This is a genomic window from Kocuria aegyptia, from assembly GCF_039530085.1.
Taxonomy (GTDB): domain Bacteria; phylum Actinomycetota; class Actinomycetes; order Actinomycetales; family Micrococcaceae; genus Kocuria; species Kocuria aegyptia.
This window is the reverse complement of the sequence record NZ_BAAAOA010000014.1, coordinates 133,084-155,536: the sequence shown is the minus strand read 5'-3', so window position 1 is coordinate 155,536 and position 22,453 is coordinate 133,084. Positions and strand designations below refer to the sequence as shown.

General features: G+C 72.5%; 23 protein-coding genes. 7 read left to right on the top strand and 16 right to left on the bottom strand.

Going from position 1 to position 22,453, the window contains the following annotated elements; translation table 11 throughout:
* Positions 1-28: 28 nt before the first annotated feature.
* Complete coding sequence (locus ABD220_RS06190; protein WP_344120778.1) at positions 29-1,528, bottom strand: FAD-dependent oxidoreductase; 1,500 nt, start codon at positions 1,526-1,528, stop codon at positions 29-31.
* A 161-nt stretch (positions 1,529-1,689) separates the two neighbouring features.
* On the opposite strand from ABD220_RS06190, the gene ABD220_RS06185 reads away from it, so the two are divergent.
* Positions 1,690-2,739: a spore photoproduct lyase family protein gene (locus tag ABD220_RS06185; protein WP_344120776.1), complete on the top strand. Its 1,050-nt coding sequence runs from the start codon at positions 1,690-1,692 to the stop codon at positions 2,737-2,739.
* A gap of 42 nt (positions 2,740-2,781) precedes the next feature.
* Here ABD220_RS06185 and ABD220_RS06180 read toward each other — a convergent pair whose 3' ends face one another.
* From ABD220_RS06180 to ABD220_RS06150, 7 genes are all read right to left on the bottom strand, one after another.
* Positions 2,782-3,132, bottom strand: a complete 351-nt coding sequence (locus ABD220_RS06180; protein ID WP_344120775.1) for a cupin domain-containing protein — start codon at positions 3,130-3,132, stop codon at positions 2,782-2,784.
* A 32-nt stretch (positions 3,133-3,164) separates the two neighbouring features.
* Positions 3,165-3,680, bottom strand: a complete 516-nt coding sequence (locus ABD220_RS06175; RefSeq protein WP_344120773.1) for a methylated-DNA--[protein]-cysteine S-methyltransferase — start codon at positions 3,678-3,680, stop codon at positions 3,165-3,167.
* Between the two features lie 9 nt (positions 3,681-3,689).
* Positions 3,690-4,418: a hypothetical protein gene (locus ABD220_RS06170; RefSeq protein WP_344120772.1), complete on the bottom strand. Its 729-nt coding sequence runs from the start codon at positions 4,416-4,418 to the stop codon at positions 3,690-3,692.
* Positions 4,419-4,502: 84 nt separating this feature from the next.
* Positions 4,503-6,035, bottom strand: a complete 1,533-nt coding sequence (locus ABD220_RS06165; RefSeq protein ID WP_344120770.1) for an HNH endonuclease signature motif containing protein — start codon at positions 6,033-6,035, stop codon at positions 4,503-4,505.
* A 57-nt stretch (positions 6,036-6,092) separates the two neighbouring features.
* Entirely contained in the window at positions 6,093-6,242 is a 150-nt protein-coding gene (locus ABD220_RS06160) for a hypothetical protein (protein WP_344120768.1), read from the bottom strand.
* 106 nt (positions 6,243-6,348) lie between these two features.
* A complete protein-coding gene (locus ABD220_RS06155) occupies positions 6,349-7,449 on the bottom strand; it encodes an alkene reductase (protein ID WP_344120766.1) in 1,101 nt (366 codons plus the stop codon).
* A gap of 150 nt (positions 7,450-7,599) precedes the next feature.
* Entirely contained in the window at positions 7,600-8,415 is an 816-nt protein-coding gene (locus ABD220_RS06150; protein WP_344120764.1) for an AraC family transcriptional regulator, read from the bottom strand.
* Positions 8,416-8,488: 73 nt separating this feature from the next.
* Between ABD220_RS06150 and ABD220_RS06145 the strand changes: the two genes are divergently transcribed.
* On the top strand, positions 8,489-9,013 hold the full coding sequence (locus tag ABD220_RS06145; protein ID WP_344120762.1) for a VOC family protein: 525 nt from the start codon (positions 8,489-8,491) through the stop codon (positions 9,011-9,013).
* A 13-nt stretch (positions 9,014-9,026) separates the two neighbouring features.
* On the opposite strand, the gene ABD220_RS06140 is transcribed toward ABD220_RS06145, so the two are convergent.
* From ABD220_RS06140 to ABD220_RS06115, 6 genes are all read right to left on the bottom strand, one after another.
* Entirely contained in the window at positions 9,027-9,467 is a 441-nt protein-coding gene (locus tag ABD220_RS06140; protein ID WP_344120760.1) for a VOC family protein, read from the bottom strand.
* A 333-nt stretch (positions 9,468-9,800) separates the two neighbouring features.
* Positions 9,801-10,130, bottom strand: a complete 330-nt coding sequence (locus ABD220_RS06135) for a protealysin inhibitor emfourin (RefSeq protein WP_344120758.1) — start codon at positions 10,128-10,130, stop codon at positions 9,801-9,803.
* Between the two features lie 76 nt (positions 10,131-10,206).
* A complete protein-coding gene (locus ABD220_RS06130) occupies positions 10,207-11,595 on the bottom strand; it encodes a M4 family metallopeptidase (protein WP_344120756.1) in 1,389 nt (462 codons plus the stop codon).
* Between the two features lie 20 nt (positions 11,596-11,615).
* Complete coding sequence (locus ABD220_RS06125; RefSeq protein ID WP_344120754.1) at positions 11,616-12,035, bottom strand: hypothetical protein; 420 nt, start codon at positions 12,033-12,035, stop codon at positions 11,616-11,618.
* Positions 12,036-12,163: 128 nt separating this feature from the next.
* On the bottom strand, positions 12,164-12,979 hold the full coding sequence (locus ABD220_RS06120; protein ID WP_344120752.1) for a PKD domain-containing protein: 816 nt from the start codon (positions 12,977-12,979) through the stop codon (positions 12,164-12,166).
* Positions 12,980-13,247: 268 nt separating this feature from the next.
* Positions 13,248-13,910, bottom strand: a complete 663-nt coding sequence (locus tag ABD220_RS06115) for a DUF6318 family protein (RefSeq protein ID WP_344120750.1) — start codon at positions 13,908-13,910, stop codon at positions 13,248-13,250.
* A 223-nt stretch (positions 13,911-14,133) separates the two neighbouring features.
* Here ABD220_RS06115 and ABD220_RS06110 point away from each other — a divergent pair, with 223 nt between their 5' ends.
* Genes ABD220_RS06110 through ABD220_RS06090 form a run of 5 tightly spaced genes read left to right on the top strand, consistent with a single transcriptional unit; the run spans position 14,134 to position 20,051 of the window.
* Entirely contained in the window at positions 14,134-14,838 is a 705-nt protein-coding gene (locus ABD220_RS06110) for an NUDIX hydrolase (RefSeq protein ID WP_344120748.1), read from the top strand.
* A complete protein-coding gene (gene nadA, locus ABD220_RS06105; protein WP_344120746.1) occupies positions 14,835-16,130 on the top strand; it encodes a quinolinate synthase NadA in 1,296 nt (431 codons plus the stop codon). Before ABD220_RS06110 ends, nadA begins: the two co-directional genes overlap by 4 nt.
* Complete coding sequence (locus tag ABD220_RS06100) at positions 16,127-17,962, top strand: L-aspartate oxidase (protein ID WP_344120745.1); 1,836 nt, start codon at positions 16,127-16,129, stop codon at positions 17,960-17,962. Before nadA ends, ABD220_RS06100 begins: the two co-directional genes overlap by 4 nt.
* The gene (nadC, locus tag ABD220_RS06095; protein ID WP_344120744.1) at positions 17,956-18,879 is read left to right on the top strand and encodes a carboxylating nicotinate-nucleotide diphosphorylase; all 924 of its coding nucleotides are present in this window, start codon (positions 17,956-17,958) and stop codon (positions 18,877-18,879) included. Before ABD220_RS06100 ends, nadC begins: the two co-directional genes overlap by 7 nt.
* Before the next feature lie 2 nt (positions 18,880-18,881).
* Entirely contained in the window at positions 18,882-20,051 is a 1,170-nt protein-coding gene (locus tag ABD220_RS06090; protein WP_344120837.1) for a cysteine desulfurase family protein, read from the top strand.
* A 7-nt stretch (positions 20,052-20,058) separates the two neighbouring features.
* On the opposite strand, the gene ABD220_RS06085 is transcribed toward ABD220_RS06090, so the two are convergent.
* Both ABD220_RS06085 and ABD220_RS06080 read right to left on the bottom strand, forming a co-directional pair.
* Positions 20,059-20,598, bottom strand: coding sequence for a hypothetical protein (locus tag ABD220_RS06085; protein WP_344120742.1), 540 nt, complete (start codon positions 20,596-20,598; stop codon positions 20,059-20,061).
* A 265-nt stretch (positions 20,599-20,863) separates the two neighbouring features.
* Complete coding sequence (locus ABD220_RS06080) at positions 20,864-22,381, bottom strand: acyl-CoA synthetase (RefSeq protein WP_344120741.1); 1,518 nt, start codon at positions 22,379-22,381, stop codon at positions 20,864-20,866.
* Between the last annotated feature and the right edge of the window lie 72 nt (positions 22,382-22,453).

Below are 22,453 nucleotides of genomic sequence, written 5' to 3'. Positions count from 1 at the left end.
CCCCCCCCGTCTCGTCCGAGGGCCGGGCTCAGGTCCCGACCCGGGGGAGGTCCTTGACCGCGGGGCCCTCGAGCAGGGTGCCGTCGGCGGCGAACCGGGAGCCGTGCAGCGGGCAGTCCCAGGACCGCTCGGCGTCGTTCCAGTGCAGCACGCCGTGCATGTGGCTGCACACCGCGGAGACCTTGCAGGTGGCCCCGTCCACGGTGGACACCCCCACGGGCCGGCCCTTCTCCCGGCCGACGATGCCCTCACCCTCCGCGGGCGGCGCGTCCGGCAGCTCGGACAGCTCGGCCCCCGTCCAGTCCTTGGACATGTGCATCCCCACGCTCGCGTTGAGCTTCAGGGCGCTCAGGACGTCCGACGGCGAGGTCAGCCGCCGGCCCAGCGTCTCGGCCCAGGGCACGCTGCCCCCGAGGATCTCGGCGCTGAGCGCGATCGAGGCGGCGACGGCGTTGCTCATCCCCCACTTGTTGTAGCCGGTGGCGACGTAGATGTTGCCGCCACCCCGCGGCAGGGCGCCGATGAACGGGACGAGGTTGACGGAGCGGTAGTCCTGGGCGGCCCACGCGTGGGTGCGCTGCGCGCCGGGGAAGTGGCGCCGGGTCCACTCCTCGAGGTCGTCCACGGCCGCCTGCGGAGAGGCGGAACGCCCCACCACGTGGTCGTTGCCACCCACGAGCAGCAGCTCCTCGCCGTCGACCGGCACGGTGCGCAGCGTGCGCCCGGGGCTGTCCGCGGTGATGTACATGCCCGACGGGATCGACTCCGGAGCGCCGGGGACCCGGTAGGTCAGGGCGTAGGAGCGGCTCGGCGAGAGCTTGGCGAAGTACCCGCCGCGGTCGAGCACGGGGATGCCGGTGGCGAGCACGAGCCGGTCCGCGCGGACCGATCCCTCGGAGGTGCGCACGGTCAGGGGCGAGCGGAGCCCGGCGCCGGTGATCCGGACGCCCTCCACGAGCGTGCCACCGCGCTCCCGCAGCTCGGTGACGAGGGCGCCGAGCACCTCCATGGGGTGGAACTGGACCTGGTCCGGCATGGTGATGGCACCGGAGACCTTGTAGGGGAGGCCGGTGTCGCGGGTCCAGTTCACGTGCAGGCCGGCGATGTGCGCGGCCTGGAGCTCCTTGCGCAGGGCGGAGGCGCCCTTCGACGTCGTGGCGTAGGTGTAGGCGGCGCGGCGCTGGAAGGGGACCCCGCGCTGCTCGAGGTAGCGGATCAGCCACTGCTGACCCTCTCGGTTCCCGTCCACGTAGGCGCGCAGCACCTTGTCCGACTGGTGCCGGTGGATCTGGGAGAGCGTGGTGCCCTGCAGCAGGGACAGCTTCGCCGTCGTGTTGCCCGTGGTGGCGGCCCCCACGGAGCGGGCCTCGAGCACGGCGACCCGCTGGCCCGCACGGGCCAGCAGCACCGCGGTGGTCAGCCCGGTCAGGCCGGCACCCGCCACGACCGTGTCGTAGTGCGCCCCGGGGACGAACTCGTCCGACGCGGCCGACGGCACCTCGTACGTGTCGAGCCATAAGGATTTCATGCAGGAGCTCCTTCGCGGTCGGTGCGGTCGGTGCGGTCGGACCGTGATGCCATCCTGGCCGCCGTCAGGGACGAAGTCCACCGTCCCTCGCCGGGACGGCCGCTGCCCACCGGCTGTCGGAGGCGGTTCCTAGACTCGCTCCCATGCCCCCGGAACCGTCCATGCTGGACATCACCCGCATCTACTACGAGCCGGCCGCCGCCGAGCTGCCCCGGGGGCGGCAGGTCCTCGAACGGTGGCCGGAGGCCACCCTGGTGGAGGTCCCGAGCCACTGGCAGATCCCGGAGCTGCACGGGGACGAGACCAACGCACGGCGGTGGGTGCGGATCAAGCGCGAGGCCCTGGTGCTGGGGGTCAAGAAGTCGCTGGCGGCCCGGCCCAACGGCCGGTCCGCGGACTTCATCGCGCCGTCCACGGCCAACGGATGCGCCATGGCGTGCGCCTACTGCTACGTGCCCCGCCGGAAGGGCTACAGCAACCCGGTGACGGTCTTCGCCAACATCGAGCAGATCACCGGCTACCTGGACCGGCACATCCGCCGGCAGGGCAGCAAGCCGGAGCCGAACCAGTGCGACCCGCACGCGTGGGTCTACGACCTCGGGGAGAACAGCGACTGCTCGGTGGACGCGCTGCTGAGCGACAACGTGCAGGACCTCGTGGACCTGTTCCGCCTCCACCCCACGGCCAAGGCGTCCTTCGCCACGAAGTACGTCAACCGGGAGCTGCTGGACTGGGACCCGCAGGGACGGACCCGGGTGCGGTTCTCACTGATGCCGGCGCACCTGGCCAAGCTGACGGACATCCGGACCACGCCGGTGCCGGAGCGGATCGCCGCCATCGACGACTTCGTGGCGGCCGGGTACGAGGTGCACGTGAACTTCTCGCCGGTGATCGTCACCGACACGTGGCTGGAGGACTGGGCCGAGCTCTTCGAGCAGCTCGACGACGGCCTGAGCACGGCGGCCAAGGAGCAGCTGGCCTCGGAGGTCATCTTCCTGACCCACAACGCCCAGCTGCACGAGGTCAACACGCAGTGGCACCCCAAGGCCGAGGAAGTTCTGTGGCGCCCCGACCTCCAGGAGACGAAGCGCTCCCAGAACGGGGCCCTGAACGTGCGGTACCGGTTCCGGGACAAGCAGCAGTACCTGGAGCAGTTCCTGGACCTGCTGCACGAGAAGCTGCCGTACTGCGAGGTCCGCTACGCGTTCTGAACCCGGGCGCCGCATCCCCCGACCCGAGCCCGGGCGCCGAGGTCACGCCACCCGGGGATCGTAGCCGTCCGACGGCCGGGAGACCGTGGTCAGCAGGAACACCGAGTCCTCCAGGGCCTCCACCGAGTGGCGGGAGTCGGTGAGGGACAGCAGCTCCCCGGCCGTGAGCTCCTCGGCGAGCTGACCACGTTTGAGCACCCGCACCCGGCCGCGGAGCAGCTGCAGGGTGGCGGCGGGCGGGGAGACGTGCTCGGGGAGCTCCTTGCCGGCGCACAGAGCCATCACCGTCTGGCGCAGCACGCCGTCGTGGACCACGAGTTCCGCGCTGCGCCCGGCGCCGGAGGCCCGCGCCTTCTCGAGATTGGCGGTGGCGAGGTCGTCGAGACGGGTCATGGGTCCTCCTGTGGCGCGTCAGCGGTGGGAGTTCAGAGCAGTGCGCCCTCGAGGCGCAGCAGGAACTCCTTGCGCTCCATGCCGCCGGCGTAGCCGGTGAGCCGCCCGTTGGCGCCGATGATGCGGTGGCACGGGACGAGCAGGCTGACGGGGTTGCGGCCGTTGGCGGCCCCAACCGCCTGGGCGGCGCGGGGCGCCCCGATGGCGCGGGCCACCTGCCCGTAAGTACCGGTCGTGCCGTACGGGATCTGCGCGAGGGCGTTCCACACCCGCACCTGGAACGGTGTCCCGTGGAGGACGACGTCGGCGTCGAAATCCTGCAGCCGTCCCGCGAAGTACTCGCCGAGCTGCTCGCGGACCTCCGGGAGGAGGCCGTCGTCGCGCGCCCCGAAGGAGGCAGGAACCGGTCCCTGGCGTGCTGCCTCGACGGAGAGCGCCGCGAGCGCCCCCGCCTCCTCGACGAGAGCCAGCGGGCCGATGGGCGACTCCACGAGGGCGTGGCGGCGGAGGGCCGCGGTGCTGGATGCCGGGCTCAGTCTCAGTCCCATGGGCCGATTCTACGCCCGGCGCAACTGCCCTCGCGGTGCGCGGGCCAGGGTGTAGGACGGCTCCCGCAGCCGGCAGGTCCACTCGTAGTTCTCAGCGCCCGTGGGGACGTTGAGCAGGGGATCGAAGCGTTCGTCGTCCCCGAACGGCACGCCGGGGCCGAGCTCGACCGTCCCGAAACGCTGCCACGGACCCAGGGGCGTGGCCCAGTACATCCCGAGAGCCCATGGTTCGGCGGCGATCGACGCCCGGAAGAGGTCGGGGCGGGCCGGCAGGCGCTCCGCGCGCGGCTCGGGGTGGGCAGCGACCAGCACGGGGCCGTCGAGACCGCGGTAGGGCATGAAGGAGGCGAAAGCGCTGTCCGGCACGTGACGGTGGAAGGTCGGGACGAAGCGGGAGAACCGCCCGCTCCCGGCGGTCGCGAGGAGGATGTCGGCCCTGCCGTCGCTGCGGCCCCCCATCTGCCCGGAGGGCGGCACGGGACAGCGCAGGGCGAGGCCCAGGATGTCGGGCCAGCCCTGCGGGAGGCCGAAAGAGCGGGAGAACCGGGCCCGCACGGGGTCCTCACCGGCCTCGTCGATCCAGCGGATGCCGCTGGTGCCGCCGCCTGCCCGGGTCAGGACGCCTTCGAGCCCGACGCCCTCCGAGTGGATGGGCCGCTGGGGCCGGAACTGCTTGAGCAGGGCGAACGGCACACGGGCGGCGGACCCCAGGAGGGTGCTGATGGGTGCGGTCGTCATGTCCCACACGCTACCCGGAGGGCCCGCCTCCTGGTCAGCGGAGTCGGACGCGGATCGCCCCGCGGGCTGTCCGGTCGTGGGCGCCTACCGGGAGGCCTGGCCGTCGGTGCGTACGGGCGGGTCCGGCTTCAGGAGGTCAGAACGGTGGTGGGTCGCCGGCCGGAGCGGGTCGAGGACCGGACCGGGAACCGGAGTCCAAGACACAGTGCGGCTCGCGATCCGGACCCGAGCGTCGAGTGGGGACCGGGGCACCGTGCCGCGTCCGAGTCGCCGGTACTGATGCTCCGATCGCACAGGCTCGATGCGCCCGCGTTCCACGTACCCGGGGCCCAGCAGCCCGGGGTCCAGCGGCTCGGCGTGCAGGTGCCCGGGTTCCAGCCGCTCGGAGGCCACGTGCTCCACCCGCCACCGGCCGAGTGAGCCGTCCCGATGCTTGAGCAGGTGGTGGTGCCGGCACAGGTGCGCGAGGTTGTCCGCCGAGGTCCGTCCACCGTCCGCCCAGGCGACGGTGTGGTCGAGGTCGCAGCGCGATGCCCGGCGCCGGCAACCCGGGAAACGGCACGTGCCGTCCCTGGCCCGCAGACGGCGCTTGAGATCCGCGGGCACGGCATAGGTGCTGCGGTCCCGGTCCAGGACGGTCCCGGTGACGGGATGGGTGAGGATCCGCGACCAGGACGGCGCGCGTGCGGCGATCCGCTCGGCCAGACCGACCGGGATGGGCCCGTAGCCCTCCAGCTCCGCGCAGGGGAAGGTGCCCGGCAGGCCCTCGACGGAACCGGGGAGCCCCTCCCGTGCGTCTCGCAGGAGCGCGAGAACGGGCACGGTGACCGTCACATGCCCGCGGATGCCGCGCAGATGGCCGGGCAGATCGGCGGGCTCGCCGTCGAGCAGGAGGTCCGCCAGCACGTCGGCCCGCAGCTGGGGCACTGTGCGGCGCCCCGTGGTCCCGGCATCGACACCGGACGGCCCGCCGTCCGACGCGGCCGTGGGCGGCAACGCGGGCGTCGCCGAGGCCCCCGTCGCGACGACCTCGACCGGGGCCGCAGGGACCGCGGGGTCCGCGCGATCGACCAGCGTGTCGAGGCGGTCCTGGATCGCATGGGCGGTGGCTGCGTCCAGGAGGGCGCACAGCTGCGCCATGCCGTCCTCCCGGGGCTCGACCCACACACGCCGGTCCCGCAGCGCCAACCGGTGTCGCTGCTCCTCGGTCTCCCGCAGCAGACCCGCGCGGCGCCGGCGTGCGTAGGCGCGCAGCTGAGCCGCGGTGCTGTCCGGTGCCCGCAGGAGCAGCTCGTCGACGATCCGGCGGACGCTCCGGACCGGGGCCTGCAGCTGCGGAGGGAGACCATCGGCGTCCCGCACGAGCTCGCGCCACAGCTCGACGAGCACCCCCGCCTGCCGGACTCCCGCCAGGCCCTGCTCGAGCGCCTCGAGGACCTCGGGCAGGGACTCCGCGAGCAGCACGGCGTCCTCGACACGGCGCAGGGCGGTGCCCGCAGGCAGCCGGAGAGCCGGGCCGATCTCATCGGCCACGTCCCGCAACGTCTGCTCATCGGGCTCGAGGGAGTGCGGGCCCAGCCGGTCCGCCCCGGGACGCATCCAGTGCGCCTCCACCATCCAGCGCTGCTCCCTGGCCTCTTCCTGCAGCTGCCAGAGCCGGTGGAGCAGCCGGTACTAGCGCCCCGCGGCCCGGGCCTCCGCACGGGACTCCTCGACCAGCGCCCGCACGCCGTCGGAGAACTCCTCGCCGATCTCGGCCAGGTCCGTCTCCTCCCGGAGGGCGTCCTCCAGGCTTCGCGGCGGAACGGCGGTGGTGGCGGCCATGGTTCATGCCCCCAGCCGGCTCCGACAGGCTAAGGAGTGCCCTGGATCACCGCCGAGGTCCGGGACGCGTCCCGCCCGGCACGGCCGAGCGGGACGCGGGAGCCCCTCAGACCTGCGCGAACGGGTAGTCCGTGTAGCCCTCGGCGCCCTGTGTGTAGAAGGTCCGCGGGTCCGGCACGTTCTCCGGCAGGCCCTCCGCCCAGCGCCGCGCCAGGTCCGGGTTCGCGATCGCCGGGCGGCCGACGACGACGCCGTCCGCCACGCCCTCCTCGATCAGCTGCACACCTTCCTCGCGGGTGGTCGGGACGTCGCTGAAGCCGCTGTTGGCCAGGAAGGCGCCGCCGAAGCGGGCGCGCAGCCCCTGCACGAACTCCCCCGCCGGCTCCTTGTGCAGGACGGAGAGGTAGGCGAGGCCGAGATCCCCGATGCCGTCGAGGAGAGCGGCGTACGTGGCCCGGACGTCCTCGTGGTCCGTCTCCCAGGCGTCCTGGATGTTGTGCTCGGGCGAGATCCGCAGGCCGACCTTCTCCGCGCCGACGGCCGCGGCCACGGCCCGGACCACCTCGACCACGAAGCGGGCACGGTTCTGCGGGGAGCCGCCGTACTCGTCGGTGCGCTGGTTCGCGCCGGGTGCGAGGAACTCGTGCAGCAAGTAGCCGTTGGCGCCGTGGATCTCCACGCCGTCCATGCCCGCCTCGATGGCGTTGCGCGAGGCCCGGACGAAGGACTCCACCACGGCCGGCAGCTCCTCGGCGGTCAGGGCGTGCGGAACGGGGTAGTCGGCCTTGCCCTGGTAGGTGTGCGTCCTCCCCTCGACCGCGACAGCGCTCGGGGCGACCGGCTGGGAACCGCCGTTGATGTCCGGGTGCGTGACCCGCCCGGCGTGCATGACCTGCATGAACAGCCGGCCGTCCGCGGCGTGGACGCGCTCGGCCACACGGCGCCAGCCCTCGACCTGCTCCGGCGTCTCGATGCCGGGCTGATAGGCGAAGCCCTGCCCCGCCACGTCGGGGTAGGTGCCCTCGGTGACGATGAGACCCATCGAGGCACGCTGGGCGTAGTGCTCCACGTTGAGCTCGCCGGGAACGCCGTCACGGCCGGAGCGCATCCGGGTGAGCGGCGCCATGACGAGACGGTTCGGCAGCTCGAGGGAGCCGAGGCTGAAGGGAGTGGACAAGGTGGAGTTCGGCACGGGGAGACCTTTCATCAGGGAACTGGTGCTTTCCGTGTCAACGGAAGATCTCGCGGAGTTATTTGCGCCTCCGCTGTCTCGTTCCTCACACCCGTGACAGAACTGCCCCCGGGATCATGGACTGCAGGCACGTCACCGTCCTCCGAACCGGCACGCCGGGACGTTTCATCCCCCCTCTCGGCCGGACCGCGCGCGGCCGTAGCCGCGCGGGGTGGCACCGAGGACCGACCGGAACTCCCGGGTGAGGTGGGACTGGTCGGCGAAGCCCAGCTCCGCGGCGAGGGCCCCGAGGTCCGCGGCCGGGTCCGCGCGCATCCGCTCGGCCGCCTCCTGGAGCCGGCGACGACGGAGCAGCAGCTGCGGCGGCATCCCCACGAACCGGGCCGCGAGCCGCTGCAGCGAGCGCTCCGACACGTGCAGCTGCCGGGCCAGGTCGGCCGGGCTCCGCGCATCGGCGTCCGCCTCGAGGAGGTCGACCATCCGATTGGCCACGGCACCGTCCCGCGCCGCCGCCGGGGGCACCTCCGCCGCCAGCAGCCGGACGTGGTCCGCGAGCAGGGCCGCCGCCCGTGCGTGCCGGTCGTCGGGGTCGGACCCCGTCATGGCCTCCGCGACGGCCGAGCGCAGTCCGGGCGCACGGACAGGCGCGGACCGGTCGAGCAGGTCCGCCGGGCGCTCCGTGAACAGCAGGACCCCCGCCGGTCGCAGCAGCGCGCCGACCGCCCAGCCCCGGCCCGTGAGCACCCGGGTGGAGGCGCGGCTCGTGGGCCCGTGCAGCGCCACACCGTCCGGTTCGACCACCACGTTGCTCGCCGGATAGCCCAGCACCAGCTGCTCGGCCCGCTCCCCCGCCGGCAGGTCCCACTCGGGGATCCACAGCTGCCGGACGAGGTGGGCGACGTCGTCGGGCGCGGGCAGGCGCACGACCGTGGCATGCGGTCCCGGGGTGAGGTGGCCCCGTGTGGTGGGCGGCTCGCTCATGGCACGAGCGTAGCCATCCGGAGGTGGCGGAAATCTTCAAGACCGGCCGCTCCCCGGTCCTTAGGCTCGGGGCATGAGCACAGAGCAGAGTCTCCGCGGGGTCACCGGAGCGCACACCACCGACGGGACGCCGCACGGGTTCACGTCCCTGACCCCCTTCATCGCGGTGGTCGGCGCGGCCGCGGCGATCGACTTCTACACCCGCACCTTCGGGGCCGTCCTCGTCGACCGCACCGACATGCCCGGGCCGGACGGGACCCCCGTCGTGGTGCACGCAACCCTGGACCTCGGCAACGGGCGGTTCCAGCTGGGCGAGGTGAACCCCGCCTTCCACCTCGTGGCCCCGCCCGCGGGCGACGACGACTGCTACTCGCTGGGCCTCTACGTCCCGGACGTCGACGACGCGGTGGCGCGCGCCGTCGCCGCCGGCGCCACGGTCCGTGAGCCCGTCAGCACGTTCGTCTCCGGCGACCGCTACGGCAGCATCCGGGACCCGTTCGGCGTCCGCTGGTCGGTCATGACCCGGGTCGAGGACCTCTCCGAGGAGCAGAGCAGCGCCCGGGTGGCCGAGTGGGCGGAGTCCATGGGACAGGAATGAGTCGCCGCGCAGCTCAGGAGCCCTGCGCGGCGGCGGCCGGGGCGTGGAGCTCCAGGGCGATGCCGTCCGGGTCCCGGAACTCCAGGATGTGGCCGACACCGATGTCCTTGATCCCCTCGTGGGCGATCCCCAGGTCGTCCAGCACGACGACGGCGTCCTGCAGGTCGGCCTGCGACGCCACGGTGAAGCACAGGTGGTCCAGTCCCACCCGGTCCGTGTCGTGCCGGTCCCCGTCCGGTGCCACGGGCCGGAGGCCCAGCAGGCCACCGCCGAACTGGTAGATGACGCCGCCGAAGAGGAAGGACAGCCGGTCCCTCGTCTCCTGGTCGGCGTCCGCCGGAGGAGCCTCGAAGGCGACCGGGAAGCCGAAGACGGCGTCGTAGAAGGCGCGGGACCGGTCGATGTCGGTGACCGTGAGCCGGACGTGGGCGTAGTCGGTGGCGCTGACGGGCACAGTGTTCTCCGATGTGGTCGGGGCGGCGCTTCGAGCGGGATGTCCTGCCGTGCGCACCGGGCGGCGGTGTCCGCCGGCGGCGCCGGGACTCGCACTCTACGGGCCTCCCCCCCTGTGGGCGAGGGTCCGGGCCCCGCGCGCGAACTCCTCGGACGCGCGCGGGGCCCGGTCTCCGGGACGGGTCCCGATCGCGGCTCTCCACTCCTCGACCGGGACCGTCAGCTTCTCCCTGTGTCCCGGGGATCCGCTCGCACGACTCAGCCAACCAGCTCCTGCTGAACACGAGCTGAAGCAGAGCGGCAGGCCACCCCGGAGGGCCGGCAGGAACCCGGCTCAGGAACTCCCGGGCTCGCACTGGTCGGCGCAGTCCCGCAGCCGCGCCACCAGTTCCTGGGCCGCCGGGTCCTGGTCGAACTCGCTCACCACGAGACGCCGGACGCCGGAGCTCTCCTGGACCTCGATCACGTAGGACTGCTGGTCGGCCGTGCCGTGGCGGGTCGTCGGCGCGGAAGATCCCAGCCGGTGCGCACGGACGGTCTCGAAGAGGCCGAGGAGCGCGTCCTGCTGCGCTCGGGGCAGGGACTCGATTTCGAAGCTCCGCTCCACCGCCAGGCCGGGGAAGTACGCGATGCCTCCCTCGAGGCGGTAGCTGACTCTCGCCATGAACGGCACCGTCCCTCCGTAGGACGCGGATGGCCCGGGCCGGACCCGCGCGGGGACCGGCGGGGCCGGTGGGGAATCAGTTCCCGACTATACCCGTGGCGCCCTTCCGGGTCAGGCGCCAGCAGCCCTCCGCGCCGTCGAAGGTGGACATGGCGCCCGTGGCGACGTCGCCCGCGAGCGTGCCGGCGTAGCGCGCCGCTCCGGCGTCGAAGGACAGGAGCAGGGTGCCGTCCTGCTGGTGCCACCGGCCGGAGAGCTCGCCGGTGAACGAGCCGTTCTCGTGGAAGATCAGGTCCGTCCGCGCATAGGAGTCCGTGCAGCCCCAGCTGTAGTGGAGCACCCACTCGTCCGCGAGCGCACCCACCGACCGGATGGTCTCGGGGGTGACCCCCACCTGCTGCCAGGCGTCCGCCACCACGGTCTGCTCCGCGGGTCCGAACAGGGCGGCGGCGTGCTTGAGCGTGAGGCCCGCGAAGTCCTTGAACTGCGCGGCCCACCGCAGGCTCCGCAGTCCGGGATCCCGCATCGCGGCGTACCAGATGCGGCCCGCCCTGTCCCAGCTGTGGCCGCCCAGCCCGGTCGCCGCGAGGTAGAAGGCCCGGTTCGGGATGCCGGAGTTGATGTGCACCCCACCGTTGTCGTCCAGGGTGTGCACGAAGCGGGACATGTGGTCCGGCTGAGGGTCCTTGCCGAGCACGGCGTCGTCGAACGCGGTGCCGGGTGCCTTCATCGAGCGGAGGCCCACCCCGTTGACGGTGCTCGTGAAGAGACCGGCGCCGATGATCCAGTCGGCGTCCGCGGCGGTCTGCCGGGGGACGGCCACGTACTGCTTGACCATGGCCCCGATGACGTCGGAGAAGTGCTCGTTGAGCGCCCCGGACTGGTGCATGTACAGGAGGTCGGACTCGTGCGTGGTGATGCCGTGCGCCAGCTCGTGCCCGATGACGTCCACGGCGGCGGTGAAGCGGTTGAAGTACTGGCCGTCCCCGTCGCCGAAGATCATCTGCCGGCCGTCCCAGGCCGCGTTGTTGTACTTGTCCTGGTAGTGCACCGTGCCGATCAGGGGCATGCCGGCGTCGTCGAGGGAGTTGCGCCCGAAGACCTCCTGCAGGAGGTCGAACGTGGAGCCCAGCCCCTCGTACGCCTCGTCCACGGCAGGATCCCCGCTGGCGGGGTCATCCTCCGAGCGCACGAGCGTCCCCGGGAGCTCGGCGGTGTTGCCCGCCGAGTGGACCCTGCGCTCCTTGTGGGCGGCCGCCTGCGCCGCGACGGCTCGAGCGGTCAGGTCCGCGATCAGCCGTTCCGCCCGGACCGTGGTGTCCACGGCGAGCGCGGCCAGGGCGTTCCTGCGGGTCTGCTCGTCCCCGTGCACCGCCATCTGCTCGTGCACGTACGGCGGGATCACCCCGCAGAACGGTCCGTGTCCGCGCCGGTGCCCGTGCCGGTGTCCGTGGTCCGTGGTCATCGCTTCCCCACCCCTCCGCATCAGATCCGGTTGCCCGCGGCGTCCAGCTCACCGGGCGCCGTCCCGGTGGAGCCCGGCTCACCGGGCGCCGTCCCCACGGAGTCCAGCCGCCGCCCGGCCACGTCCGCCGGCTGCCCGGCACTGCTGTCCACGGATTCCGGTCGACCGCCGGGACCCTGCCTGACCAGGTACCAGCAGCCGCCCGGTGAGCCGTCGAAGGAGGACATCGCCCCTGTCCCTGCACTGCCCGTGACCGTGCCGCCGTACTGCGCGGGGCCGTCGGCGAAGCGCAGCAGCAGGGTGCCGTCGTGCTGCCGCCAGGCGCCGGAGAAGCCGCCGCCCGAGAAGGTGCCGTCCGGATTGAACGCGAAAGTCACCCTGCCGTAGTCGTCGGTGCAGCCCCAGCTGTAGTGGAGCACCCACGGACCGGAGATCGTCACTGTTCCGCCCCTCTCCTCGCCAGGCGCGCGAGCACCGGCGGGACCGCTGACGGGTTCGCCCGGGACCGGGGAACCATGTGCATCGATCATCTCACCAGGATCCGACGGCGTACCGGTCCGCGCGGAGATCAGCAGCCCGTCCCCTGCGGGTTCTCGAGGCAGTCGTCCGCGTAGTTGCGCACCGTGGAGCGCCAGACGCTGATCGGCACGGGGGCGCTCGCCACGTCGTTGAGCCCCGCCACGGGCAGCCACGGGCCGCCCGCGACCGAGTACTCGCCGGCGAACCAGGTGGTGAGCGAGACCGCGTAGTCGCCGGTCTCGGTGTAGACGTGGCTGGTGTCGGTCTCCACGTCCCATGCCCCCTCCGCGAGCGGGGCGCCGCTGAGCTCGGTGGGCCCGAGTGCGGAGCCGTCACCGTAGTCCCACGCGTACTGGACCGGGACGGCCCGTACCTGCACCGGGAACCCGCCCAGCTCGGTGCTGAACTGCTGGGCCCGGGCCTCCGCCCAGACATTGGTGTGCATCCCCCTCAGCGTGTCGGGCGCGGGCTGGACGGCGCTGGCCGCGGGCGCGACGGCCAGGGTCCTGAAGTCCTGCAGGGTGAAGGTCGGCAGCTCCACGATCTCCTCGCCGCCCTCCGCCTCGGCGACCGAGACGCACATGGGCTCTCCCCACGGCGTGCTGGGGCCGTCCCCCTGTCGCACCACGACGTTCATGTAGACACCCTCAGCACCGTCGGCCGTGGTGCAGTCCCGCTCCGCCAGGCAGTCCTCGAGGATGTCGCCGGTCCGGTTGGTGCACGGGTTCTGCAGACCGAAGGTTTGAGACTTCGACTGCGCAATGGTGTCGGGGTTGAACGGCCGGTCGATCCCCTGGTCTTTCAGGTACTGGCGGAGCGCTTTCTGGAAGGCGGGGTCCTCGTCGGGGTCGTAGTCAACCGGCATGGTACCCACTGTCACTGGACCTTGCTCTTGATCACTGCCAACCATGATCGGCGGCCCCTCGTCGAGCCGGACCTCCAGTTTCATCTTGTCCCCGTCTGCAACAGCAGTCGTCGATTTCGAGATATCGGCATTGCGCTGACCATGCATGGAATATCCACTATTTAGCCGAGTCGCTTTATCTGCCCAGTCACCCTCCTCCCCGAGAGCTTCAGCGCTCGCAACTTGGGGGAAAAGTATAAACAGCATAATGACCCCGGAGATTGTGCCCCTACTCACTGTACTGCCCTGCTCCCGACAGATTTGCAGCGGTTATATACACCCACGATCCTTGAGAATAATCCAAGTAAACAGGGAATGGATCCCCCTGACCGGTGCGCGGGTGGGCTTCATATGTAACTTCATTGCTTTCGACAAGCTTCAACCCTTCAGCACTCGTAAGGACAACCGGCTTATACACTCCGTCCGAATAACGTTGAATGATCGCGTCTTGGATTACAGGATTCTCTCGACCACCAACAAACCAAGCGCCATCGGCATAAACATCTTCCACAAATTCCAGCTGCTCCATGCAGATATCACAGGCGCCGCTAATGATTTCACGGGCATATGTTGCATCACCAGTTTGATGGGCATACCACATGGCGTCGGACCAGTAGTCGAGGAACGCCTGCGCCCCGTCCCGGGACTCCTCCCTCGCCAGGTCCGGCATGACGGGCTTCGGCACGTTCTGCGCGGGGCCGTCGAGCGAGGCAGGCACGTAGTCAGCAGGAGTGGCGTCCGGGCTGGCCTCCGACGAGGTCGCCGCAGCTGATGAGGCCGTGCTGGAAGGTGACGCCGCGGCGCCGTCGTCGTCAGTGCCGCACCCGGTGAGGAGCAGTGCCGTCAGGGCGACACCCCCGACCGCCGTGCCGACTCGGTTGGACCGGACCATGAAGTTCCCCGCTTCGCTCTGCCACGGCCGACCGGGCCTGGTGGATGGCTCAGATGGTAAGTGCCCGCACATGCGCGGGAACAACCCTGCGGACACCCGGGAATCCGCGTTTTCATGGGGCCTGGTCAGCGACACCATGGTCACGACTCCGTTAACGTCATACTGACTGGAACAGTGTTATAGTCACTGCCACCAGAAGACAGTGGATGCGAAGGAGGTGGCGATGAGCGCGCAGAACGTGGCACTGGCGGTGTCGACCGTCATCTTCGCCGCCCGGGACACAGGCGCCGACGGCCGCAAGGAGCTCTGGCTGCCCCTCGTCCGCCGCATCCGCGACCCGTTCCGGGGGATGTGGGCCCTGCCCGGCGGACCCCTCCAGCCGCACGAGGACCTCGAGGCCTCCGCCGCCCGGTCCCTGCAGCTGACCACCGGTCTGCAGCCCGGCTATCTCGAGCAGCTCTACGTCTTCGGCGGCCTCACCCGCTCGGCGAACGCCGAGGAGCGGGTCGTCTCGATCGTCTACTGGGCCTCGATCCGCGCCGACCAGGCCTCCGACCTCCACGCCGACCTCAACGTCACGTGGATGCGCACCACCGAGCTGCCCCCACTGGCGTTCGACCACAGCGACATCGTGGACTACGCCCTCTACCGGCTGCGCAACAAGATCACCTACAGCCGCGTGGCCCACTCCTTCCTCGGCGAGACCTTCACCCTCGCCGCGCTGCGGGAGGTCCACGAGGCCATCCTCGGCACTCCCCTGGACCCGGCCAACTTCCGGCGCCAGGTGCTCGCGTCCGGCGCCGTCCTCGACACGGGCACCCGCCTGGAGGGCACGCGACATCGCCCGCCCCGGCTCTACCGCTACAACAACGACCTCGACCTCGCCGACCGCACCCCGGCCGGCCGCACCACCCAGGAGCAGACATGACCTCCGTCGCCACCCGCATCGACCTGCTGACCGGAAAGCCGGCCGTCCTGCCGGGCACCGCCCCGGCCCCGAGCACCTGCAGCACCGACCTCGCCGCGAGCCCGTGGGACTTCGCGCCCGCCGTCTCCGCCGGATACGGCCCCGGGGCCTCCGAGGCCGACACGGTGCCCGCCGGTGCGCCCGCCCAGCCCGTGATCCCCGAGGAGTACCAGCACGCCTCGGCCGAGGAGCTCGACCGGCGGATCGCCGCCGCCAAGGAGACCCTCGGGGAGCGCGTGGTGGTGCTGGGCCACTTCTACCAGCGCGACGAGATCGTGGCGCACGCCGACTTCCTCGGCGACTCCTTCCAGCTGGCCCGTGCCGCCCGGAGCAGGCCCGAGGCCGAGGCCATCGTGTTCTGCGGCGTGCACTTCATGGCCGAGACCGCCGACATCCTCTCCGGCGACCACCAGTCCGTGATCCTGCCCAACCTCGCCGCCGGGTGCTCCATGGCGGACATGGCCGACGAGGACTCCGTCGAGGAGGCGTGGGAGCAGCTCATGGACGTCCTCGGGGAGACCGGCGACGACGGCCGGCAGACCGTGGTCCCCGTGACCTACATGAACTCCTCCGCGGCGCTCAAGGCGTTCTGCGGCCGGCACGGCGGCATCGTGTGCACCTCCTCCAACGCCGCGACCGTCCTGGAGTGGGCCTTCGAACGCGGGCAGCGGGTGCTCTTCTTCCCCGACCAGCACCTGGGCCGCAACACCGCCAAGGCCATGGGCATCCCGCTCGAGCAGATGCCGATGTGGAACCCGAACAAGGACCTCGGCGGGAACACCGCGCAGGAGCTGCAGGACGCCCGGGTGATCCTCTGGCACGGCTTCTGCTCCGTGCACCGCCGCTTCACCGTGGCGCAGATCGAGAAGGCCCGCGCCGAGCACCCCGGGGTGCGGGTGATCGTGCACCCCGAGTGCCCCATGCCCGTGGTCGACGCGGCCGACGAGAACGGCTCCACCGACCACATCCGCAAGGCGATCGAGGCCGCCGAGCCCGGCAGCACCTTCGCGATCGGCACCGAGATCAACATGGTCAACCGGCTCGCCGACCAGCACCCCGAGCACACGATCTTCTGCCTGGACCCGGTGATCTGCCCGTGCTCCACGATGTACCGGATCCACCCCGGCTACCTCGCGTGGGTGCTCGAGGAGCTCGTGGCCGGGCGCGTGATCAACCAGATCTCCGTGGACCCCGCGACCGCCCGGGACGCCGAGGTGGCGCTCGAGCGGATGCTGGCGGCGCTGCCGCGGTGAGCACGGACCGCGCACCGCGCGTGCTCGTGGTGGGCAGCGGCATCGCCGGTCTCACCGCGGCACTCGGCGCCGCCGGCCACGGGCTCGACGTGACGCTGCTGAGCAAGGACGGCCTCGACGAGACCAGCACCGCCCGCGCCCAGGGCGGGATCGCCGCCATGACGGCCGCGCTCCCGGCCGGTCAGCCCCGCGACTCCGAGGAGCTGCACGTCCGGGACACCCTCGCCGCCGGGGCGGGGACGTGCGACGACGACGCCGTGCGCGTCCTCGTGCGCGACTCGGCGGCCGCGATCGAGGAGCTCGTGGCGCGCGGCGTCGCCCTCGACCGCGCGGCCGGACCGGGATCCCCCTGGCTCGAGGGCCTCGAGGGCGCCCACTCCGTGCCCCGGATCCTGCACGCCGGCGGCGACGCGACCGGCCGCGAGATCCAGCGTGCTCTCCTGGCCGCCGCGCTGGCCGCCGAGGCTGCGGGGCGCCTGACGATCTCCCGGCACACCATGCTGGTCGACCTCGTGCTCGACCCCGGCGGCCGTGCGGTCGGCGCCCTCGTCCTGACGGACCCCGGCGACCGGCTCCACGAGCTGACCGCCGACGCCGTGGTGCTCGCCACCGGCGGGGCGGGGCAGCTCTACCCCCACACCACCAATCCCGCCGTGGCCACCGGCGACGGCATCGCGGCGGCCCTGCGCGCGGGCGCCGCCGTGGCGGACCTCGAGTTCGTGCAGTTCCACCCGACCGCGCTGGCGGCCCCGGGCTGTTTCCTGGTGTCCGAGGCCGTCCGCGGCGAGGGCGCGGTGCTGCGGGACGCGACGGGCCGGCGCTACCTCGAGGACGTGCACCCGCGTGCGGAGCTCGCCCCCCGCGACGTCGTGGCCCGCGAGAACGCCCGCCGCTCCCTGGCCCAGGGCGGCCGACCGGTCCTGCTCGACTGCACCCGGCTGGTTCCGGCCGGTGAAGGCCTGCACGGGGGCGGCACGACCGCCGAGTTCCTCGCCCGGCGCTTCCCCACGATCGACGCCGCCCTGCGGGCGCACGGCATCGACTGGTCCCGCGAGCCGGTCCCGGTCACCCCGGCGGCCCACTACCTGATGGGCGGCGTGGCCACCGACGGTCTCGGCCGCACCACCGTCCCGGGGCTCTACGCCGTGGGCGAGTGCGCGGCCACGGGCGTGCACGGCGCCAACCGGCTGGCCTCCAACTCGTTGCTGGAGGGCGCCGTCTTCGGGGCCCGAGTGGCGGGCGCGCTGCAGGCGGACACCCTGCGGGCCGACCGGTCCGGGGACGTCGCCCCGGCCCGCCTCGTCCTGCCCGGCCGCGTCGAGCTCCTGCCGGCGGCCGGCGGGTCCGGCATTCCTGCGTCGTTCGACCGGCAGGCGGTGCCGTTCGGCGGGGACGCCGAGCCGGCCGCGGGGAACACGGTGCCGTTCGGCAGGGTGGCTGCGCCGTTCGGCAGGGAGGCCGTGCCGTTCGACCGCGGACGGTTCCAGGACGCCATGTGGACGGGTGCCGGCGTCCTGCGCGACCGCTCACGGCTCGAAGCACTGGACCGGCGGCTGGCCGGCTTCCGCCCGCCTCCCGATCGCTCCCGCCGCGCGGTCGAGGACCGCAACCTGCTGACCGTGGGCCGCGCCGTGACCGCCGCCGCCCTGCACCGCACCGAATCCCGGGGTGCCCACTTCCGGGAGGACTTCCCGGCGCCCGATCCCGCCCGCGCGCGGCGCACGTTCTGGCGCCTGGCCCCCGCCCCGCATCTGGCCGGTTCCGCCGCGCTGACCACTACATATGCTTTTATCGAAATATTCGACATCCCGGAGAGGATCCCTGCATGCTGACCCGAGCCGCCATCACCGAGGTCGTGGAGCGCGGGCTCGCCGAGGACGCCCCGTGGGGCGACATCACCTCCGAGCACCTCATCCCGGCCGGCACCACCGCCCGGGCCGAGCTGGTGGCCCGCGAGGCCGGCGTCTTCTCCGGCGGGCAGGTCTTCGCCGCGACGTTCGCGGCCGCGGACCCCGCGGTCGCCGTCGAGCTGGTCTCCGCCGACGGCGACCGGTTCGAGGCCGGGGACACCCTGGCCGTGGTGACCGGACCCGCCCGCGCTGTGCTGACCGGCGAGCGCGTGGCCCTGAACCTGACCCAGCGGATGTGCGGGATCGCCACCCTGACCGCCCGCTACGTCGCCGCCGTCGAGGAGACGGTCGCCCGCGTGGAGCAGGCCGCGAGCCTGCCCTCCGGCACGATCACGCGCACCCGGGTGGCCGACACCCGCAAGACCACCCCGGGGCTGCGGGCGCTCGAGAAGCACGCCGTGCGCAGCGGGGGCGGGCACAACCACCGGCACTCCCTCTCGGACGCCGTGATGGCCAAGGACAACCACCTGGCCCTGCTCACGGCCGACGGCACCGACCTGACCGGCGCCCTGCGGCAGCTGCGCCGCCGCCTCCCGCACACGGTGCACCTCGAGGTGGAGGTGGACCGGCTCGACCAGATCGAGGCGGTCCTGGCCGGGGGCGCGGACACGATCCTGCTGGACAACTTCTCGCTCGACGACCTCGTGAGCGGCGTGGCGATCATCGACGGCCGGGCCACCGTCGAGGCCTCCGGCGGGGTGAGCCTGGAGAGCATCGGGGACATCGCGGCCACCGGCGTGGACGTCATCTCGGTGGGCGCGCTCACCCACTCGGCCCGCAACCTGGACCTGGGCCTCGACATCGGGCTCGGCTCCGGCCGCGGCACCGGGACGGGATGACCGTGCTGTACCTCGACTCGGCCGCGACCACCCCGGTCCGGCGGGAGGTCCTGGAGGCCATGTGGCCCTATCTCACCCAGGAGTTCGGCAACGCCTCCAGCCACCACGAGGCGGGCCGGCGGGCGCTGGCCGGGCTCGAGCACGCCCGCGGGACGGTCGCGCAGGTGCTGAACTGCCGGCCCGCCGAGGTGGTGTTCACGTCCGGCGGGACCGAGGCGGACAACCTGGCCGTCAAGGGCATCGCCCTGGGCCGCCGGGACCGGGACGCCGCGCGCGAGCACGTGGTGACGAGCGCGGTCGAGCACCATGCCGTGCTCGACTCGGCCCGGGACCTGGCCCGCTGGGACGGCTTCGAGCTCACCGAGCTGGGCGTGTCCGCCGAGGGGTTCGTGGACCCCGCGAACCTGGAGAGGGCTGTTCGTCCGGGCACCGCGGTGGTATCCGTGATGCATGCGAACAACGAGACGGGTACGGTCGAGGCGATCGCCGAGCTGGCTGCGGTGGCTCGGGCGCGGGAGGTCCCGTTCCATACGGATGCGGTCCAGGCGGCCGGGTCGCTGGAACTGGACGTACAGGCGCTCGACGTGGCGGCGCTGAGCCTCGCCGGGCACAAGATCGGCGGGCCCAAGGGCGTGGGCGTGCTGTTCCTGCGCCGGGGGACCCCCCTGCGTCCGCTACTGAGCGGCGGCGGGCACGAGCGCGGCCGGCGCTCCGGGACCTCGAACGTGGCCGGCGCCGTGGGCCTCGCCGAGGCTCTGCGGCTCGCCGCCGAGGAGCGCCCGGACCGGGCGGCCCGGCTCGCCGCCCTGCGGGACCGGCTGATCACCGGGATCCTGTCCGCGGTCCCCACGGCGGTGCTCACCGGCCCGGACCCGCGGGAGCGGCCGGCGGCGCGGCTGCCCGGCAACGCGTCCTTCTGCTTCCCCGGCGTCAACGGCGAGACGGTCCTGGTGGACCTGGAGGCGCGCGGGCTGCTCGTCTCCTCGGGCTCGGCCTGCTCGGCCGGGGACACCGAGCCCTCCCACGTGCTGACCGCCATGGGATTCCCGCCCGAGGTCGCCACCACCGCGGTCCGGTTCACGCTGTCCGCCGAGGTCACCGCGGAGCAGGTGGACGGGATCGTGGCGGCGACCCGGGACGTCGTCGGGCGGCTGGGCGCGGCCCGCGGCTGAACCGCGCTCAGCCGGCCGGGACCGGGTGCTGCACCCCGCCGTGCACGACCGCCAGGACCGGCTCGCCCTTCTGCTCCACGGTCCGCGAGCTCTCCGGCACCAGGGCCCACGCGGGGTCGGGGCACGAGTGGGGTGCGGGGCCTTCGGGGACCGCGCTCGAGGCGCCCCTGCCGTCGAAGCCCTCCAGCCGGAAGCCGACGACCGCCCGCCACCACAGCCTGCTCGGCGTGCTCGCGATCCCCCGGGTCTCGGTGATCACCAGGTCCGTTCGCTGCGCCAGGACCTCGGAGGTGCCCGGCCGGACGCACTCCCACGAGATCTCGGTCACCGACTCGGACTCGGCCACGAACTCGAGCGAGGCCGCGTTGGCCTGCAGGGTCTCCTCGTCCCAGCCGAGCGCAGCCCGGGCGTCGGCGCCGGTCACGAAACCGGTGCCGTCCTCGTGGAGCTGCGTGGCCGCCCAGGCCGGGGCCACCAGCCCGATCGACACCCCCGCCGCCGCGAGAGCCGCCAGTGCCGCGATGACCTTGTACATGCGCTTCCCCATTTCCTGTCCCCCGACGCCGGGCACGGGATCCCGGGCTGTTTTCCCGAACGCTAATGCAGGCGCAGGGGCGGATCCAGCGGCGTGACCCTTCTGTGACCCCCGTCCGACCTGGGAGGACACATGCCGCGCCGCGCAGTCGCCGGCTCAGGCCGCAGCGTCAGAGCCGCCGCGGCCGGCACGGTCAGGCCGATGGCGCGGCCGGACCGGCAGCGCGGCTCCGGGCCGGCCGAGGGTCGTCGGGCGAGCCGGTGACCGGCCCCGCGCCTCAGCCGGCGGCCTGCTCGCGCAGGACGTTCTTGCGGATCTTGCCGGACGCGGTGCGGGGCATCTCCGCCACGAGGCTCAGCGTCCTGGGCACCTTGTAGCGGGCCAGCCGCCCGGCAAGGTGCTCCTGGATCCGCTCCACGGTGAGCTCCCGGCCCTCCCGGGGGACGACGACGGCGTGCGGCACCTCGCCCCACTTCTCGTCGGGCACGCCGATGACCGCCACCGCGGCCACCTCCGGCAGCTCCAGGATGGCCGCCTCGACCTCGGCCGGGTAGATGTTCTCCCCGCCGGAGATGATCATGTCCTTGATCCGGTCCGCGACGAACAGGTAGCCGTCCTCGTCGAGGTAGCCCAGGTCCCCGGAGTGGAACCACTCCCCCTCGAACGAGGCCGCCGCGTCGGGGCGGTTCCAGTACTCCCGGATGACGTTGGGCCCCGAGAGCAGGATCTCCCCCGCCTCGCCGGGCCCCACGGGCTCCCCCGCCGCGTCCACGATCCGCACGTCGGAGAAGAAGTGCGGCAGACCGGAGGAGCCCGCCTTCTCGCGGGACTTGGCCGCGGGAAGGTTGGTGGCGCCCGGGGAGGTCTCCGTCATGCCGTAGCTGGCGGTGAACGCCAGCCCCCGGTCCTCGTAGGCGTCCAGCACCCGCATGGGCACCGCGGAGCCGCCGCAGGTGAGCTTGCGCAGGGAGGACAGGTCCGTGGCGTCCCAGTCCGGGTGCTCGCACAGCATCTGGTAGGTGGTGGGCACCCCCGACAGCCAGGTGACGCGGTGTGCCTCGATGAGCTCCAGCACCCGGCCGGGCACGAACTTGGACTCGAGCACCAGCGTGGCGCCCTTGAGCAGCGTCGGCAGCACCCCCATCCCGAGCGAGGCCACGTGGAACATCGGCGAGATCATGAGCGCGACGTCGTCGGACGCCACGTCGTAGTCCACCAGGACGTTGAAGCAGTTCCAGGTGAAGTTGCCGTGGGTCAGGCAGGCGCCCTTGGGCCGGCCGGTGGTCCCGGAGGTGTAGAGGACCACGGCGAGGTCGTCCAGGCCCACCGGGACATCCTCCGTCCAGGGCTCGGACGCCGCGATCACCGTCTCGAGGGCGGGGATCCCGTCCACGTCCTCCTCGGCCACGACCCAGCGGACCACGTCCGCCAGATCCCGGGCGGCGGGTTCGGCCAGGCCCGTCAGGGCGGCGTCGTGGATCAGTGCCGAGACGCCCGCGTCCTCGAGCTGGTAGCGAATCTCCGGGACCGCCAGGCGCGTGTTGAGGGGGACCAGCACCGCGCCGAGCGTCCCCGCCGCGAACATGGTCTCGAGGAAGGCCGGGCTGTTCTCCCCGAGGAAGGCCACGCGGTCCCCGGGGCCCACGCCACGACCGGAGAGGCCCGTCGCCAGGCGCCGGGACCGGTCGTGCAGCTCCCGGTAGGTCAGCGTGCGCTCCCCGTGGATCACGGCGGTCCTGGGCCCGGACTTCTCGAGCCTCCGGACGAGCCAGGATCCCAGTCCCTGATTGCGCATGCGATCGTCTCCTCAAACAGTCGTCAAAGCCAATAGTTGAAAAAATCCACTATCACCCTTCAGCGTAGAGAG